The organism is Aquirufa ecclesiirivi (assembly GCF_011250515.1).
In the GTDB taxonomy this organism is placed as follows: Bacteria; Bacteroidota; Bacteroidia; order Cytophagales; family Spirosomataceae; genus Aquirufa; species Aquirufa ecclesiirivi.
The window spans coordinates 65,817-82,334 of record NZ_JAANOP010000011.1 but is presented as its reverse complement, the minus strand read 5'-3'; the positions used below and the strand labels follow the sequence as shown (position 1 = coordinate 82,334).

The window sequence follows — 16,518 nt, the reverse complement described above, 5'->3', positions numbered from 1 at the left end:
AAGATTTATGGAGCCGATAGGACGGGTGTTCACCTCTTCCCATCTCGAACAGAGAAGTTAAGCCCCGCACCGCTGATGATACTGGGATCAAACCCGGGAAAGTAAGTAAGCTCCAAGTTATTATTACCCAAGCCCGCTAGATTCTAGTGGGCTTTTTTTTGGCTAAATGTAAAATGAAGAATGTAAAATGAAGAATGTAGAATTAATGGTATAAATGGCTTGACTTCAAAATACTACCTAAAATTCTAAGTAGCTCTTCTAATTTATTTTGTAATTCTTCATTACAATAAATGTTGGATTCTCTTAAAAGCCTAATCCAATATCCAGTTTCTCTTGCTTCTTTATATGCGATATGCATTTTTGCATAGAAATCTCTCTTTGAAGACCCTCCTATTGCTTCTTCAACATTTGCCCCAATCGAAGTCCCAGACCTTAAGATTTGCTTAGTAAGTATATATTCCTTTTCCTCAACTTGAATAAGTTTGACTGTTCGTATAATCTCTAATGCAAATTGAAAACTCTTTACCTGAATAATATTGTCAGATCTCATTTGATTTTTCATCAAATATATAACGAACACAACATGGTAGAATCTAAATAATTGATATTAAATGCCAATATACTTATATCTTTGTAAGATTGTCTACATTCTACATTCTACATTCTACATTCTACATTCTACATTCTACATTCTACATTCTACATTCTACATTCTACATTCTACATTCTACATTCTACATTCTACATTCTACATTCTACATTCTACATTTTCCCTATCTTTACATTCATGACTATCCTCTACATCTTTCTCGGAATATTAGCCGGAGCCGGTATCACCTACCTCCTACTGCAAGGCAAAATCAATTTACTAGTAAGCCAATTGGCCCAATTCAATCAAGAACAAGCCAAATGGCAAACACTGGAGGCTGAAAGCAAAAAGAAAATCCAAGAACTAGAACAAGAAAATAGAAGCATGTTTGGCCAAATATCCCTTTTGGAAGGTCAAAATACCAGCCTCAAAGAATCCTTGGATAGTCAGAAGGCCGACGAGGATAAAATGCGTAAAATGTTAGTAGATATCAGCAATGAATCCGTGCTCCGACAAGGGAAAGTGCTCAGCGAGCAGCAACAAGTAAAGCTGAATGACGTACTCAATCCTCTCAAAGAAAAGCTGAAGGAGTTTGAAGAGAAAGTCAACCTAGGCCAAAAGACCAGCCTGGAGCAAAGTACCGTCTTGATGGAGCAAATCAAAAACCTGACCAGCCTCAACCAAACCGTTACCCAAAAAACAGAAGATTTGACCAATGCCCTCAAAGGCTCCAATAAAACCCAAGGAAACTGGGGTGAAATGATCCTTGAACGTGTATTGGAAAGCTCCGGCCTCAAAAAAGGATCTGAATACGAAACCCAATTTGTGACCAGAAATCAAATGAATGAAAGCATCAAACCCGATGCGGTGATTTTCTTGCCTGACAATAAAAATCTGATCATTGATAGCAAAGTGTCTTTGGTGGCCTACGAACGCTACACCAGCTCCGAGGAAGGTAGCCTAGAGAAAGAGATTGCCCTTAAAGCTCACATTGAATCCTTAAAGAACCACATCAAAGAATTATCTGCCAAAGATTACCATACAGGTCTGAACTTGAATAGCCCCGATTTTGTCTTGCTATTTATCCCCATTGAATCTGGATTTGTGGCGACTATTTCTCAGGACACCACTTTATTCAATTTTGCCTGGGAAAGAAAAATAGTCTTGGTCTCCCCTTCTACCCTATTGGCTACGCTGAGGACGATTGCTTCTGTTTGGAAAACCGAATACCAAACTCGTAATGCCATTGAAATAGCCCGACAAGCCGGCGATTTGTACGATAAGTTTGTCAGCTTTACCCAAGACATGGAAGACGTCGGCAAGCACATCAAAAAGGCAGAAGATGCCCACGTCAATGCCATCAACAAGTTGAGTACAGGAAAAGGCAACCTCGTTACCCGCGCGGAGAAACTGCATAAGCTTGGCATCAAATCCACCAAAAAACTCAACCAAGGTCTTATTCAGGAGGATGATTCTGATGAAGAGGAGGAGAATGAATGATAGATTATAATTTATAGATTTTGAATTGTGAATGCCTGAATGACGTTGACCGTTTTATCGATTTTGTGATTCTACATTATTCATTCTACATTGATAGGTTAACTGAAGCGGCATGTTTCATAATAAGAAATGATTAAGCATAGAATTCTAAGGCATTTCTTTTTTATCATAAAAAAGAAAATCCATGTGAAATAATGAAACAATAAGTGCTTGATTTTAAATGAAAAGTATGATATTTTTTTTTGAATTCATCAATTTTCAGGAGCTTAACTTTCTTTGGTCTTTCTTTTTTTTCATAAAAAAAGAAACAAAAAAAACAGATGAAATACGGTTAATCCTAAGACGAATTCTGCTGCGCAGAACCGATTGTCTCTCCGCTTACGGCTTTAATATTTGACGCTTTCGCACATGGCCTATGCGCAGGGTCAAATATCCGCCTGCCGCTTCGCTCAAGCTACGTTCCAATCTTTCGTTGGGATTAACCGTTCAATTTAGAATGACAGATAATATGGATTTGTAATCACATGTTAAATGTTGGCTTCGAGAGCCTCAGCCAACTTCGAGAACCTCAGCCAACAACGAGAACTTCAGACAACAGTATTTGCAAACAATGGCATTTTACATCCTAAACACTAATAACTAAACCCTAATAACTAATTACTACCGCTGCGTTCATCACATTTCGCAGGGCTGCACGACGGAGTTTTCTATCAAAAAATTCTACATGCTACATTTTACATTCTACATTGAGAGGTTAATCCAATGATAAGTAGTAATTGTAATTGAAAAGCATTTTACACGAACGGTTATTAGCTTTTCAATAACTATTTTCAAGCCAGCAATTTGCCCAAATACCACTATTTTACACCCAAATGATGGATTAAACGACCTATTCCCTATTTCTTTTTTTTGTTTTCTACCAAAATTCCACTTTGTCTTTACAACAAAGTCTAGCTAACGAACCTGCTGGATATGGTAGGCAAGTAGATTTTGGGTAGATTCGTGGCTGTAAATGCGAAATACCTGTTTCGGCATGCCAATAAAAGAGTAGGGATAAGCGAAATGTAGTAGCGCTTATACCCAAGGTATACATTAATTAGGAACGACAGAAAGAACCAATCAACATAAAAATTAACAATCGAAAATATGCAAGAAGAAATAATAAAACACACTAAAAAAATATATTCAGAGATGAACAATAAAAAACATTCTTTCAGTGAAAAAGTAAAAGAAGTTCTAACGGAAATTTTAATTATTGTATTTGCCGTTACGCTATCCATTTGGCTCCACTCATGGAGCGAAGAAAACCATCAACAAAAAGATGCAAAATCATTTTTAATTGGCTTGAAAGACGATTTACAAAATGATATTTTAAACCTAGAAGAGACAAAAAAAATATTAAATAAAACGCAGCAACAAGTTTTATTTAATTTACACCTCACCCCAGAAAAACTAGATAGTATTAGAGCTAATCACCAACAAATCAATTCAGGTACTAATTTCATCAATACCTTAGTCAATAATGGCCGATACGAAGGCTTTAAATCGAGTGGGAAAATAAATAATATAGAAAATCAAAACTTAAGGAATACGATTTTGAGTTATTATCAGCAAACCATTCCACAGATTGCTCTTGTCGAAGGGGCATACGAAAAACTTACTTCCAGGTATGTCGATTTATTAATGGATGGTGATGAAGATATCGATAAGACAATATTGAAAAAGAAGACAAAGATTATTTTGTCGGGTATTGATAATTTTACTCAATACAATCAAAAAACGTATGAAGATGCGATTAAGCAAGCAAAAAACATTATACAAGAAATTGACAAGTTAGAGTCTGAATAATCAAGAGAACCCACAATAGCGATTTAGGGCTGTTAGAATGTAAAATGAAGAATGTAGGATTTTTGATAGAAAACACCGTCGTGCAGCCCTGCGAAATGTGATGAACGCAGCGGTAGACGAGGTTTTGACCTCAGCATGGGCGATGTGCGTCGGCGTCAAAAGTATAGGCGATAGTGGAGTGAATCACGGTTCCGCGAAGCGGAATTCGCCTTGGCTGAACGACAAAAAAAGAAGTTTTTTTGTTTCTTTTTTTTCAAAAAAAGAAAATCCTAATGAAATGATGAAACGAAAAGTGCTTGATTTTAAATGAAAAGTATTTTAAACTCTTTCGAATTCATCAATTTTTAGGAGCTTAACTTTCTAAGGCATTTCTTTTTTTTCATAAAAAGAGAAAATCCTAATGATATGATGAAACGATAAAGGGCTGGCTTATTCTTTTTCATTTTATCATTAACTTAATTGGAACAATTCTTTTCATGGTCTTTCTTTTTTTTATAAAAAAAGAAACAAAAAAAACAGAGGAAATACGGTTAATCCAAAACGAATTCCGCTTCGCGGAAACGATGTTCACTCCGCATACGGCTTTAATCTTTGACGCAAACGCACACAGCCCTTGCGCAAGGTCAAATATCCGCCTGCCGCTTCGCTCATGCTGCGTTCATCATCTTTCGTAGGATTAACCGTTCAATATAAAATGAAGGATGTAGATTTTTTGATAGAAAACTCCGTCGTGCAGCCTTGCGAAAGGTGATGAACGCAGCATGAGCGAATCGGCAGGCGGGAAGGAAATTGTAAATGATGAATTATAAAGTATAAATGGTAGTGTTTCATTCTACATGCACTTCCCTGATTAGAGTTGACCCGTTTGTCAATTTTTGAATTCTACATTCTTAATTTTACATTCTACATTTTACACGAACGGTTATGTCAATGAATCATTTTAGCGTATTTTAATATCTTCAAACAACTCCCTACTGAAAGAATATATTGAACTTCAAGTTAAGATGTGCAACCGCCATTTGAAAGATGCGGGGATACATCCACTATTGGCTTATGTTCTAATGACTGCTTTGTTCCTTGGACTTTCTGTGTACCTGTTTCAAAGCACGGAATTTGCCCCCTATATTTACTTGCTTGTGGCACTGTCGCTGATTGGGAATTTGTCTGAAAAGCGGAGAACGGAGTTTCTGCGCCTTTGTTTTGGCGATTCAGGCATGAAAAAAATTAGAATTTGCGAGAATGTATTGGCTTCTGTGCCATTTCTAGCTTTTCTGCTGTATCAACAGCTTTTTGTTTATCTGGCATTATTAGTTGCATTGGTTATCCTAATGGCACTCAGTCATTTCAAAACCGCCTTCCAATGGACCCTGTGGACGCCATTTTCAAAAAGACCTTTTGAATTTACGGTGGGTTTTAGAAATACATTTTACCTGTTTATTATGGCCTACGCCTTGGCTGTGATGGCTGTGGTACAGAACAATTTCAATTTGGGGCTATTCGCTTTGTTGATTGTATTTACCACATGCCTATTTTACCATTCCAAAGCAGAAAATGAATATTACGTTTGGTCATTCCATCTGAAACCGAGAGCATTTTTGTTGAGGAAAATAAAAACGGCCCTACTTTATTCTACTTTACTGGCTTTGCCCATAGCACTGCTTCTCTCCTATTTCTTTTATCAAAACATGGGCATCATCTTGCTTTTCATGGTACTTGCTTGGGCATTTTTGATATCTATGATTGTGAGCAAATATTCCGAGTATCCCAATGAAATATACCTTGCACCCAGTATCTTGTTGGCGTTATGCCTCTGGTTTCCGCCCTTACTACTAATATTCATTCCTTACTATTTCAAAAAATCTGAAAACCGCCTTAAGCGTTTATTGAAATGATATCCATCCGAAACTTATCCAAGCAATATGGGACCAAGGAAGTGTTGAAACAAATCCACTTGGATTTTGAACAAGGGAAAGTATATGGTATTGTGGGTGAAAATGGTGCCGGAAAGACCACCTTATTTAGGTGCATAGCTGGTTTAGAAGACAACGAAGGTGAGATCCTCTCCCATCTGACACCTCTTAAAAATCACCTGGGTTTATTGTTGACAGAACCTTTCTTCTTTCCAAAAATAACAGGCAAAGAATACCTACACTTGCTGTGCCAAGCCAGGGACATCCAAATCTCCAACATGGAGGACAAGAACATTTTTGATTTGCCATTGAACCAATATGCGGCGACTTATTCCACGGGAATGAAGAAGAAATTAGCCTTGACGGCCATTTTACTGCAGGGCAACGAGTATTTTATCTTGGACGAGCCATTTAATGGGGTGGATATACAAAGTAATATCCTGATTACCGAAATCATTCATCAACTCAAAGCACTGGGTAAGACCGTGATTATTTCCTCGCATATATTCTCCACCTTGAGTGATACCTGTGATGAAATACAGGTGATGAGCCAAGGGAATTTGATCAAGTCTGTTCAAAAGCCAGACTTTGCCGCCTTGGAAACAGAAATCAAGCAAATGACCCTAGGTAAGAAATTAGACAAATTAGGATTGGCATAAGACGCCCATGAGGCTTTCCTATATAGCCTTCCATGGAAGCATTTTACACGAACGGTTAATAGCTTTCTCTTAGCTATTTTCTTGCCAATTTTTAGCCAAAATACCTCCATGTTCATCCCAATAATGGATTAAACGGCATGTTCTCAATTTTTATGGTTCATTTTCTAACAAAATTTCAATTTGTCTTTACAACAAAGTCTAGCTATTAGACCTATTTAGATATGGTGGGGAAATGGATTTTGGGTAGATTGGTGGATGTATATTCGAAAAGATGAACTACTACAAGCTGCCTGACAGAATTCGTAAAAGCGAAATGCAGTAGCAGTTATATACGAATTATCGGTAATCTTAGAAACAAATAGACGAAAAACAAACGAAAATAGAATGAAAGTATTTATAAGTTGGTCAGGCAATAAGAGCCATAAAGTTGCATTAGTTTTTAGAGAATGGTTTCCTTCTGTAATTCAATCCATTGAACCATATGTTTCATCTGAGGACATTGATAAAGGAGCTAGGTGGAGTACAGACATTGCAAAAGAACTTGAAAATTCAACTTTTGGAATTTTATGCGTCACAAAAGAAAATATGAATGCTCCTTGGCTTTCATTTGAGGCTGGAGCGTTATCAAAAACTATGGACAAATCATTTGTAAGCCCATTTCTATTTGACATTAAACGTTCTGAGGTAAATGGCCCTATTCTTCAATTCCAATCAACAATTTTTCAAAAGGAGGACATCAAAAAACTCTTAAATACTCTTAACAAAGCATGTGGCGAAAATTGCATAACTGACGGAATGCTTGAAAAGGCCTTTGAAGTTTGGTATCCAACTCTAGAAGAAGAATTAAATAAATTAAAGGGAATTATAGATGAACCTGAGGACACAAAAAAGGTTGATGACAGCAAAATTCACAATTCTGAGATTTTAGAAGAAATTCTTGATTTATCAAGAAATAATCAAAAGCTTCTTAGGAATCCCGACAACAAACTTTACGAGAATGTTGACGAATTGCGAAAACTAATGCAAGAGCAACAAATGAGACTTGAAAAGAACATGAATTTTGATATCGACTTTAAAAGAATGTCCCGAAAATTTCATCCAATGTTCTTGGAAGAAATGATGCATATTTCAAGCAAACACGGTAAAAGCTACTTTGGATTTCTAATAGCTTTAAGTTTTTTCAAAAATGACTTTCCTTGGGTATATGATCTCGGAAAAGATTTAGTAGAAGTTTTAAAATCAAAAAATAGCAAAGAAAGCAAGTTAGAGTCTGTTGGAGAATTCAGAGAAATGCTTGAATTCACTTTAGGGCATCCAATGATGAGAGAAATGTATGGAATGAGAAAGGAATCTATGATGTACGTTAAAGAATTGCCATATATGTTAAACCGCTTTCTTGACGAATTGACCTAAAAGATGAACAGTACCTACTAGAAATTGGCGGGTCAGTGGTTAAATGAAGCTTTGGGTTACATATTAAATTTTGTGGTGGAAGACAGTTTTAGCTTCGAATTCACCAACTTCTTGTAGTTGCAAACCATTATGTACAATACAAAAAGAACTGCTTACTATATATCTTCAATAAATTTAGACTTTATGCTTATCGATTTTATTCATATCCAAAACTTCAGAAAACTAAAAAACTGTAAAATTGACTTTTCTGAAAAAGAAACAATATTCGTTGGTGCTAATAATAGTGGGAAGACTTCGGCAATGGATGCACTAATATTATTTTTCAAATCGAGAAATAAATTTAATACTAAAGATTTCACTTTGTCAAATTGGAGCTGCATAAATATAATTGGGAATAAATGGTTAACAGAAAAAGACCCTTTAAAAATAGATTTAACTATAAAAGAATGGGAAGCACAACTACCTGTTTTAGACATTTGGATCAAGATAGAAAATCATGAATTACATCATGTTAGTAATCTTATTCCAACATTAGATTGGACTGGTGGCTTATTGGGAGTTAGACTTAGATATGAACCCTCAAAAATCGAAGATCTTTATAAGGAATTTACAGCTGCATGTAAAAACTCAAGTAAAATAATCGGTACTCCTACAAAGGAAAAAGAAACATCTACTTTTAATCTTTGGCCAAAAAACATGTGGGATTTTTTAGAGAAAAAATTGAATTCACATTTCGCTGTTAAGACATATTTACTAGATCCCTTACTCAAAGATTCTCCTCAATCGCTCTCAGAATTTGACAAACCTATTGAAGGGGAAGCATTTAATAAACTGATAAAGGTTGACATTATAAATGCTCAACGTGGATTTTCTGACGCTAATACTGACGGAACTGACGGAAACAATTCAAAAAACCTTTCATCACAATTAAGAAGCTACTACGACAAACATTTAAACCCAACAATTAATCCAACAACGGAAGACATTGCTGCATTACAATTAATTCACGATGCCAAGGAAACCTTTGACAAAAATCTCAAAGAGAGTTTTAAAATAGCCCTAGGTGAATTAGAACTATTAAACTATCCTGGCTTTGGGAATCCAAAAATTAATTTATCAAGTCAGATAAACACTGTAGATAGTCTTCAACATGATTCATCGGTTCAATATATTTTGGATGACGGGGTTTCTGGACTTTCACTTCCTGAGAAATATAATGGCTTGGGTTATCAGAATTTAATTTCAATGATATTTAAACTAATCAGATTTCGAGATGAATGGATGAAGGTTGGAAAAAGTTTAAATCCTACTGATACAGAAATATTTTTTGAACCGCTACATCTTGTTTTAGTTGAAGAGCCAGAAGCACATTTACATGCACAAGTGCAACAAGTTTTTATTAAGGAAGCATACAAAGTATTAAGGATGCACAAAGAATTAGGAGAAAAAAAGGTATTTTCTACTCAGCTAATTATAAGTACTCATTCCAATCATGTTGCACATGAAATAGCTTTTACTAGCTTACGTTACTTTAAAAGAGAAATTGGAGCACCTGGCAATATCAACACATCAACAGTTGTAAACCTTTCCAAAACATTTGGAAATGATGACGATACTACAAAGTTTGCAATTCGATATTTAAGAACTACTCATTGTGATTTGTTTTTTGCTGATGCAGTAATATTGGTCGAGGGTCCCGCTGAAAGGATGTTGATACCATACTTTATAAAACACTATACAAAACTCAACAATTGTTATATATCCATATTAGAGATTGGAGGCAGTCATGCTCATAGATTAAAACCATTAATAGAGAATTTAGGGGTAATAACTTTGATAATTACAGATATTGATTCAATAAACCCGACCATTAATGGATCAAAAGTAAAACCATTAAAGAGCAAAGGGTTTAAATCAGGTAATGACACATTGAAAACTTGGATTCCCAATGAGTCCGATTTGGACATACTATTGGAATTGCAGAGTACTGATAAAGTAGATAAAACCTTTCCAATAAAAGTAACTTTTCAGATACCAATATCTTTAAATGATGGCAAAAAAGACGTAAAGGTAAACCCATATACTTTTGAAGATGCACTTGTATTGGAAAATAGGGAGATATTTCAAGCATTAACTCAAGGCACAGGACTTTTGAAAAAAATGATTATAGCAGCGAAGGAAACGGATATTGAAAAGTCTGCACAATCAATGTTCGATTTCATTACTGCAAACGGAGCCAAAAAAGCTGAGTTTGCATTAGAGCTTTTATTCTTTGAGGAACCAAACAAATTAATAACACCTACTTATATCAAAGAAGGTTTAGATTGGCTTGAATCAAAGTTAATTGTACAAAAAACTGGCTTACAACAAACATAATTGTATAAATCATGAGTAAACCAATTTTAGATAATACACTTGATGATAATGTAGATGACTACATTTATCAATGCTTTAATCCAACTAATCCCAAAAGCTTCTTTCTATTTGCAGGAGCAGGATCTGGCAAGACTCGGACTCTAGTAAATGTTTTATCGAAATTCAAGAATGAGTTCGGAGACTCATATAAATTATACAATCAGAAAATTGCAATAATTACTTATACAAATGCTGCTGCTGATGAAATAAAGCATAGATTAGAATTTGATTCTATTTTCTATGTGAGTACAATACATAGTTTTTCTTGGGAATTAATTAAATCCTTAACAACGGATATAAAGAAATGGCTCAAATTAGATTTAGACAAATCTATCGCTGAATTAGAAGAAGCTCAATCAAAAAGTAGAGACCTTAAAAATAAAACTTCTGTAGATAGAGCAAGAAAAATAGAGTCAAAACAAAATCGACTAAATAATCTTAGCCAAATCACAAAATTTGTGTACAATCCTAACGGTGATAATGTTTCAAAAGACTCATTAAATCATTCTGAAGTAATAAGTATTACATCATATTTCATCCAGACAAAGACTTTGATGCAGGATGTTATTGTTTCCAAATTCCCAATCGTACTTGTTGATGAAAGTCAAGACACAAAAAAGGAGTTAATTGATGCTTTATTTACACTGCAGCAAAATAAAAAAGACAACTTCTCTTTAGGATTATTTGGAGATATAATGCAAAGAATTTATTCAGATGGCAAAGAGGATTTAGGAATCAATTTGCCTGCAGATTGGTTGAGGCCTGCAAAACAATTGAATCATCGTTCTAACAAGCGAATTGTTAAATTAATAAATGAAATTAGAAAAGATGTAGATGGGCAAGAACAGATGCCTAGAACTGAAAAAATGGAAGGATTTGTTAGACTTTATATTGTTGACAGAATATCAAACAAAACAAAGGTTGAAGAAACTGTTTCAGAAAAAATGTTTCTCTTAACCAAAGATCCAAAATGGGGTTCAAAAGATTATGAGGTTATGACTCTTGTTTTGGAACATCATATGGCTGCTAAAAGGATGGGGTTTTTTGAACTTTTTGAACCTTTATATAGAGTCGAAAAATTCAAAACAGGTCTGCTCGATGGTTCTCTTTCTTTTTTAAGTGTATTTACCAAAATAGTTCTTCCTTTAGTAGAAGCCTATAAAAAAAACGATAAATTTTCAATTGCGCGTATTGTAAAGCAATATTCAATTTGGTTAGATAAAAAGACTTTGGAAAAAGCGAAAAATCAAACCAATAATATTAAGATAGCAAATGAAAGTGTGAATAAACTTTTAGCACTTTGGGAGGATGATAAAGATCCCAAATTAATTGAAATATTGGATATAATTAAGGCCAATTCACTTTTTCCAATACATAATATGTTAAACATTATTACTTCAAGAACAGAAGAAGAAAAGGAAAATTTCAGAATACAAATTAGTGATGAGGAAGAAGATGAAAAACCAGATTATTTCATAGAAGCCTTAGACATTGTGATTCAAACTGCATTTTCTCAAGTCGAAAACTATTGTACTTATCTTTCTAATAAATCAGCATTTTCTACACATCAAGGCGTTAAAGGGTTGGAATACCCAAGAGTAATGGTCATAATTGATGATGTAGAGGCAAGAGGTTTTATGTTTAGCTATGACAAATTATTCGGATCAAAAGATCTTACAGCAGATGACAAGAATAAAGTTAATGCAGGAAAAGAAACTGGAATAGATAGGACAAAGCGACTTTTTTATGTCGCTTGTAGTAGAGCAAAGGAAAGTCTTGCAATAGTAGCTTACACTGACAATCCAACACTAGTAAAAGAAAATGTCAAAAAATATGGCTGGTTTCATGAATCTGAAATAGAACTATTATAACAAATAAGTACTGCATATAACACTGGTTTGGCAAAAGTAGGGTTTTAGAACTGGGCTGAACATTTGTAGTTTCTATTAGCTTTGGTACTAAATTTAAGCTTTGGTTCTTTCTAATCCCCGCCTCCAAAAATCTGCCAACCGTTAATGTTCATTGTAGATCAATAACGAAACAAAATAGAAAAAGACAATATCAACCAAATGATTGAAACGAATCGACTTATCTTAAAACCATTAACTTATAATCAGTTAATTAAATACATTAAATGCGACAACTCCTTGGAAGAAGAACTGAACTTGAATAAAACTTCAAGAACAATTTCCCCTGAACTAAAAGAAGCATTTGAACAAACTATTTTACCAAACGTAGCGGATAAAACTAAAAACTATTTGTATTCGACACTTTGGACAGCAATTTCAAAAACTGAAAACAAAATGATTGGCGACTTATGTATAGTTGGTGAACCAAACACAGAAGGTGAAATTGAAATTGGCTATGGAACTTATAACGAGTTTCAAGGAAAGGGATATATGACAGAAATTGTAGGTGGTATTATTGAATGGGCAAAAAAACAACAAATCGTAAAAGCAATTATTGCTTCGACTGACAAAACAAATACCGCCTCTTTCAAAGTACTAGAAAAAAATAATTTTATTAAAATTAGGGAGACAGAAGTATTGCTAAACTGGAAATTAGTATTTCATACCTAGTTTGTGATCCTTACCTATTTCATACAAATATTCTAACAATAACATTGTCATCTGTTTTGAAATCAATTTCAAAAAATAGATTCAATATTTCATAAATTATTAGGAAACAGCTGCTGCATCTATTTCAAGAATTCAAGTCCTAATAATTTATATATAAACCTCAATTACTAAAGCTAAGGCAGGCTGTATGTGCCCCCCTCATACCATGTACCACTCACCATTTACTTACGCTTTCTTCAAAAACTCCGTCTTCAAGACCATCATCGTTTTTTCTACTTTGCCTTCTACCTCGCCTTCAAAGTCGGTTAAGCGGATGTTGCGCACCATGGTGCCACGCTTGATGACGCCAGATGACCCACGTACTTTTAAGTCCTTAATTACTGTTACTGAATCTCCGTCATTCAATAAATTACCGTTGCTGTCTTTAACTTCCATGTGCTATAATTTGATTAATATTTTTGGTTCCTATTTCTAAAGCCCAATAAGCGCTGTGCTAAGTCGGGCCGCTGTAATTTGGTCAAACGGTTACGAATCCAATCCTTGAACTCGGCTTTGTACCAAAAGAAATACTTATTTTGATTTTGCTTCTCTTCCTTGGTTTTGGCCGTATAAATCGGCTGCAAGGTATAGGGATGAACGCCTGTATAATAAATCACCTCGGCCACCGTCATGGGCGTTGGAGTGAAATCCTGTACTTGTTCCAAGTGAAAGCCTAAGTCCTTCGTTTCTGCCGCCAAATTGGCCATGTCCACTTCCTCACATCCTGGGTGAGAAGAAATGAAATAAGGAATCAAAGGCTGTTTCAAACCATGCTTGGCTGAAATGGCATCGTATTTTTCTTTGAACTTCCTGAAATACTTAAAAGAAGGCTTGCGCATAACCCGCAAGGTTGCATCCGAGGTATGCTCGGGAGCCACTTTCAATCGGCCGGATACATGGCGCGTAATCAATTGCTCCATGTATTCATCGTGGTTCATGTCGGAATTATTCTTATTGAAATCATCCACCAATAAATCATAACGCACTCCCGAACCCACAAAGGCTTTCTTGATGCCTGGATGCGCATCAACCTTTTTGTAAATCTCCGTCAAAGGTTTGTGGGATGTATCCAAATTGGAACAAATCACGGGGTGAATGCAGCTAGGACTAGAACAACGCGCACAAATGGACTCGTCTTTGCCCCGCATCTTGTACATGTTGGCCGATGGTCCTCCCAAATCAGAAATGTATCCTTTGAAATCCGGTGATTTCGTGATTTGATCGACCTCCTTCATGATGGATTTCTCACTTCGAGAAGCAATGAACTTCCCTTGATGGGCCGAAATGGTACAAAAACTACAACCTCCAAAACAACCTCGGTGCATGTTGACCGAGAATTTAATCATCTCAAAAGCGGGAATAGGCCCTCTTTTGCGGTATTTGGGATGAGGTAAACGGGTATAAGGCAAATCAAAAGAGCGATCCATCTCCACCTCATCCATGGTTTTGAAAGGGGGATTAATAACTAAGGTTTGATCCCCTACTTGTTGTATAATCCGATTGGCCTGCCATTTATTGGACTCCACCTCTACTATCTTGAAATTGGCGGCGTATTTAATTTTGTCCACCAAGCAATCTTCATGACTGCTTAATTCCACGGTTTCCCAGGAATCCACCACCGGTAAAGCAGCCTCTTTGGGCTGTAAAAATGCGACCTGATTGATATTCGTTAACTCCGTTAAAGGAATCCCGCTTTTCACGCCACGGATAATCTCGCGCAAAGGCTGCTCGCCCATGCCATAGACCAATACATCAGCTTTGGAATCTACTAGAACCGAAGGAAATAATTTGTCGGCCCAGTAATCATAATGCGTCACCCGACGTAAGGACGCTTCTATTCCTCCAATCAAGACAGGAACATCGGGATAAATTTCTTTAAGGATGTTGGAATACACCGTCGTGGCATAATCAGGTCTAAAACCTGCTTCCCCGCCAGGGGTATAGGAATCATTGGAACGTAAGCGACGGTTGGCCGTATAATGATTCACCATGGAATCCATGCAACCGGCGGTTACACCAAAAAAATACTTGGGTTTACCTAATTTCTTGAAATCACGTAAATCATCTTGCCAGTTGGGTTGGGCTACAATCCCCACTTTTAAACCTTCACTTTCCATGATTCGACCAATCACTGCAGTGCCAAAAGAAGGATGGTCTACGTAGGCGTCGCCGGATATTAAAATAACATCTAGCTCGTCCCAGCCGCGTTTTTCTACTTCTTTTTTTGTTAAGGGTAACCAGTCGGTGATCGGTCTTTCTTCCATGCTACAAAATTAGTGGAAATTGGGTGTTTTACCTATTCTTCGATTATCAACATGTTTTGCAGGATCATGTCGAATATTCTATAACAAGAACTTGATTGAGCATAGACTACTTTGGTCTTTCTTTTTTTTCATAAAAAAAGAAACAAAAAAAATAGAAGAAATACGGTTAATCCTAAGACGAATTCCGCTGCGCGGAACCGATTGTCACTCCGCATACGGCTTTAATCTTTGACGCCATCGCACATGGCCTATGCGCAAGGTCAAATATCCGCCTTCCGCTTCGCTCATGCTACGCTTCAATCTTTCATTGGGATTAACCGTTTTGTTATTAGGGTTAAGGGATTAAGATGTAAAATTTGCCACCACCATTTATACTTTATAATTCATCATTTACAATTTCCTTTTGCTTCGCTCATGCTTCGTTCCCATCTTTCGTTGGGATTAACCAGTCAATGTAGAATGAAGAATGTAGAATAATATTTAGCTGAGGCTCTCGATGTTGGCTGAGGCTCTCGAAGCCAACTTTAACTTGAGATTGCAAATACCTATTTTCTAACATTCGCCACGCCCTGTGGTTAACCGTTCAATGTAGAATGTAAAATGAAGAATGTAGATTTTTTGATAGAAAATACCGTCGGTCAGCACGAGCGAAAGGTGATGAACGCAGCGATAGACGAGGTTTTGACCTCAGCATAGGCGATGCGCGTCGGCGTCAAAAATATAGGCGATAGCGGAGTGAATCACGGTTTCGCGAAGCGAAATTCGCCTTTGCTGAACGACAAAAAAAGAAGTTTTTTTGTTTCTTTTTTTTCAAAAAAAGAAAAGCCTTAGTATTTGCTGAAACATAGTGTTATTGTTACAACTCCTAGAAAATAGCTTTACCGAAGATTTAATTCATATGGTCTTTCTTTTTTTTCATAAAAAAAGAAAAGCCTTAGTATTTGCTGAAACATAATGCTATTGTTAAAACAACAAGAAAGAGTCCTAGAAAATAGTTTTGCCGAAGATTTAATTCATATGGTATTTCTTTTTTTTCATAAAAAAAGAAACAAAAAAAACAGAAGAAATGCGGTTAACCCTAAGACGAATTCCGCTGCGCGGAACCGATTGTCACTCCGCATACGGCTTTAATCTTTGACGCCATCGCACAGAGCCTATGCGCAAGGTCAAATATCCGCCTTCCGCTTCGCTCATGCTGCGTTCCCATCTTTCGTTGGATTAACCTCAATAGGTATTAGTGATTAAAATTTAAATGAAACAACAACATTTATATTTTATAATTCATCATTTACAATTTCCTTT

The 16,518-nt window shown here is 36.0% G+C and carries 12 protein-coding genes and 1 rRNA gene; 10 read left to right on the top strand and 3 right to left on the bottom strand.

From position 1 onward, the window contains the following. Window positions 1-6 precede the first annotated feature (6 nt). Window positions 7-118 (top strand): 5S ribosomal RNA (gene rrf, locus G9H65_RS12950). Between the two features lie 84 nt (window positions 119-202). On the opposite strand, the gene G9H65_RS12945 is transcribed toward rrf, so the two are convergent. Then, window positions 203-562, bottom strand: coding sequence for a four helix bundle protein (locus G9H65_RS12945; RefSeq protein ID WP_235927519.1), 360 nt, complete (start codon window positions 560-562; stop codon window positions 203-205). Between the two features lie 225 nt (window positions 563-787). Between G9H65_RS12945 and rmuC the strand changes: the two genes are divergently transcribed. The 9 genes from rmuC (at window position 788) to G9H65_RS12900 (ending at window position 12,913) form a co-directional block, all read left to right on the top strand. After that, on the top strand, window positions 788-2,089 hold the full coding sequence (gene rmuC / locus G9H65_RS12940; protein ID WP_166375757.1) for a DNA recombination protein RmuC: 1,302 nt from the start codon (window positions 788-790) through the stop codon (window positions 2,087-2,089). A 1,146-nt stretch (window positions 2,090-3,235) separates the two neighbouring features. After that, window positions 3,236-3,937: a DUF6090 family protein gene (locus tag G9H65_RS12935; protein ID WP_166375756.1), complete on the top strand. Its 702-nt coding sequence runs from the start codon at window positions 3,236-3,238 to the stop codon at window positions 3,935-3,937. A gap of 100 nt (window positions 3,938-4,037) precedes the next feature. Further along, a complete protein-coding gene (locus G9H65_RS12930) occupies window positions 4,038-4,247 on the top strand; it encodes a hypothetical protein (RefSeq protein ID WP_166375755.1) in 210 nt (69 codons plus the stop codon). Window positions 4,248-4,941: 694 nt separating this feature from the next. Continuing rightward, the gene (locus tag G9H65_RS12925; RefSeq protein WP_166375754.1) at window positions 4,942-5,829 is read left to right on the top strand and encodes an ABC transporter permease; all 888 of its coding nucleotides are present in this window, start codon (window positions 4,942-4,944) and stop codon (window positions 5,827-5,829) included. Beyond that, window positions 5,826-6,506, top strand: coding sequence for an ABC transporter ATP-binding protein (locus G9H65_RS12920; RefSeq protein WP_166375753.1), 681 nt, complete (start codon window positions 5,826-5,828; stop codon window positions 6,504-6,506). Before G9H65_RS12925 ends, G9H65_RS12920 begins: the two co-directional genes overlap by 4 nt. 384 nt (window positions 6,507-6,890) lie before the next feature. Next, the gene (locus tag G9H65_RS12915) at window positions 6,891-7,919 is read left to right on the top strand and encodes a TIR domain-containing protein (RefSeq protein WP_166375752.1); all 1,029 of its coding nucleotides are present in this window, start codon (window positions 6,891-6,893) and stop codon (window positions 7,917-7,919) included. Window positions 7,920-8,102: 183 nt separating this feature from the next. Continuing rightward, entirely contained in the window at window positions 8,103-10,295 is a 2,193-nt protein-coding gene (locus G9H65_RS12910) for an AAA family ATPase (RefSeq protein ID WP_166375751.1), read from the top strand. An 11-nt stretch (window positions 10,296-10,306) separates the two neighbouring features. After that, a complete protein-coding gene (locus tag G9H65_RS12905; RefSeq protein ID WP_166375750.1) occupies window positions 10,307-12,205 on the top strand; it encodes a UvrD-helicase domain-containing protein in 1,899 nt (632 codons plus the stop codon). 198 nt (window positions 12,206-12,403) lie between these two features. Continuing rightward, the gene (locus G9H65_RS12900) at window positions 12,404-12,913 is read left to right on the top strand and encodes a GNAT family N-acetyltransferase (protein ID WP_166375749.1); all 510 of its coding nucleotides are present in this window, start codon (window positions 12,404-12,406) and stop codon (window positions 12,911-12,913) included. 225 nt (window positions 12,914-13,138) lie between these two features. Here G9H65_RS12900 and G9H65_RS12895 read toward each other — a convergent pair whose 3' ends face one another. Together G9H65_RS12895 and G9H65_RS12890 are read right to left on the bottom strand one after the other, a co-directional pair. Continuing rightward, window positions 13,139-13,348, bottom strand: a complete 210-nt coding sequence (locus tag G9H65_RS12895; protein WP_109322565.1) for a zinc ribbon domain-containing protein YjdM — start codon at window positions 13,346-13,348, stop codon at window positions 13,139-13,141. A gap of 14 nt (window positions 13,349-13,362) precedes the next feature. Continuing rightward, complete coding sequence (locus G9H65_RS12890; RefSeq protein WP_166375748.1) at window positions 13,363-15,216, bottom strand: YgiQ family radical SAM protein; 1,854 nt, start codon at window positions 15,214-15,216, stop codon at window positions 13,363-13,365. Between the last annotated feature and the right edge of the window lie 1,302 nt (window positions 15,217-16,518).

Coding starts and splice junctions, on each gene's coding strand:
- G9H65_RS12945 (WP_235927519.1), bottom strand. CDS start 562: ATGAAAAATCAAATGAGATCTGACAATATTATTCAGGTAAAGAGTTTT.
- rmuC (WP_166375757.1), top strand. CDS start 788: ATGACTATCCTCTACATCTTTCTCGGAATATTAGCCGGAGCCGGTATC.
- G9H65_RS12935 (WP_166375756.1), top strand. CDS start 3,236: ATGCAAGAAGAAATAATAAAACACACTAAAAAAATATATTCAGAGATG.
- G9H65_RS12930 (WP_166375755.1), top strand. CDS start 4,038: ATGAACGCAGCGGTAGACGAGGTTTTGACCTCAGCATGGGCGATGTGC.
- G9H65_RS12925 (WP_166375754.1), top strand. CDS start 4,942: ATGTGCAACCGCCATTTGAAAGATGCGGGGATACATCCACTATTGGCT.
- G9H65_RS12920 (WP_166375753.1), top strand. CDS start 5,826: ATGATATCCATCCGAAACTTATCCAAGCAATATGGGACCAAGGAAGTG.
- G9H65_RS12915 (WP_166375752.1), top strand. CDS start 6,891: ATGAAAGTATTTATAAGTTGGTCAGGCAATAAGAGCCATAAAGTTGCA.
- G9H65_RS12910 (WP_166375751.1), top strand. CDS start 8,103: ATGCTTATCGATTTTATTCATATCCAAAACTTCAGAAAACTAAAAAAC.
- G9H65_RS12905 (WP_166375750.1), top strand. CDS start 10,307: ATGAGTAAACCAATTTTAGATAATACACTTGATGATAATGTAGATGAC.
- G9H65_RS12900 (WP_166375749.1), top strand. CDS start 12,404: ATGATTGAAACGAATCGACTTATCTTAAAACCATTAACTTATAATCAG.
- G9H65_RS12895 (WP_109322565.1), bottom strand. CDS start 13,348: ATGGAAGTTAAAGACAGCAACGGTAATTTATTGAATGACGGAGATTCA.
- G9H65_RS12890 (WP_166375748.1), bottom strand. CDS start 15,216: ATGGAAGAAAGACCGATCACCGACTGGTTACCCTTAACAAAAAAAGAA.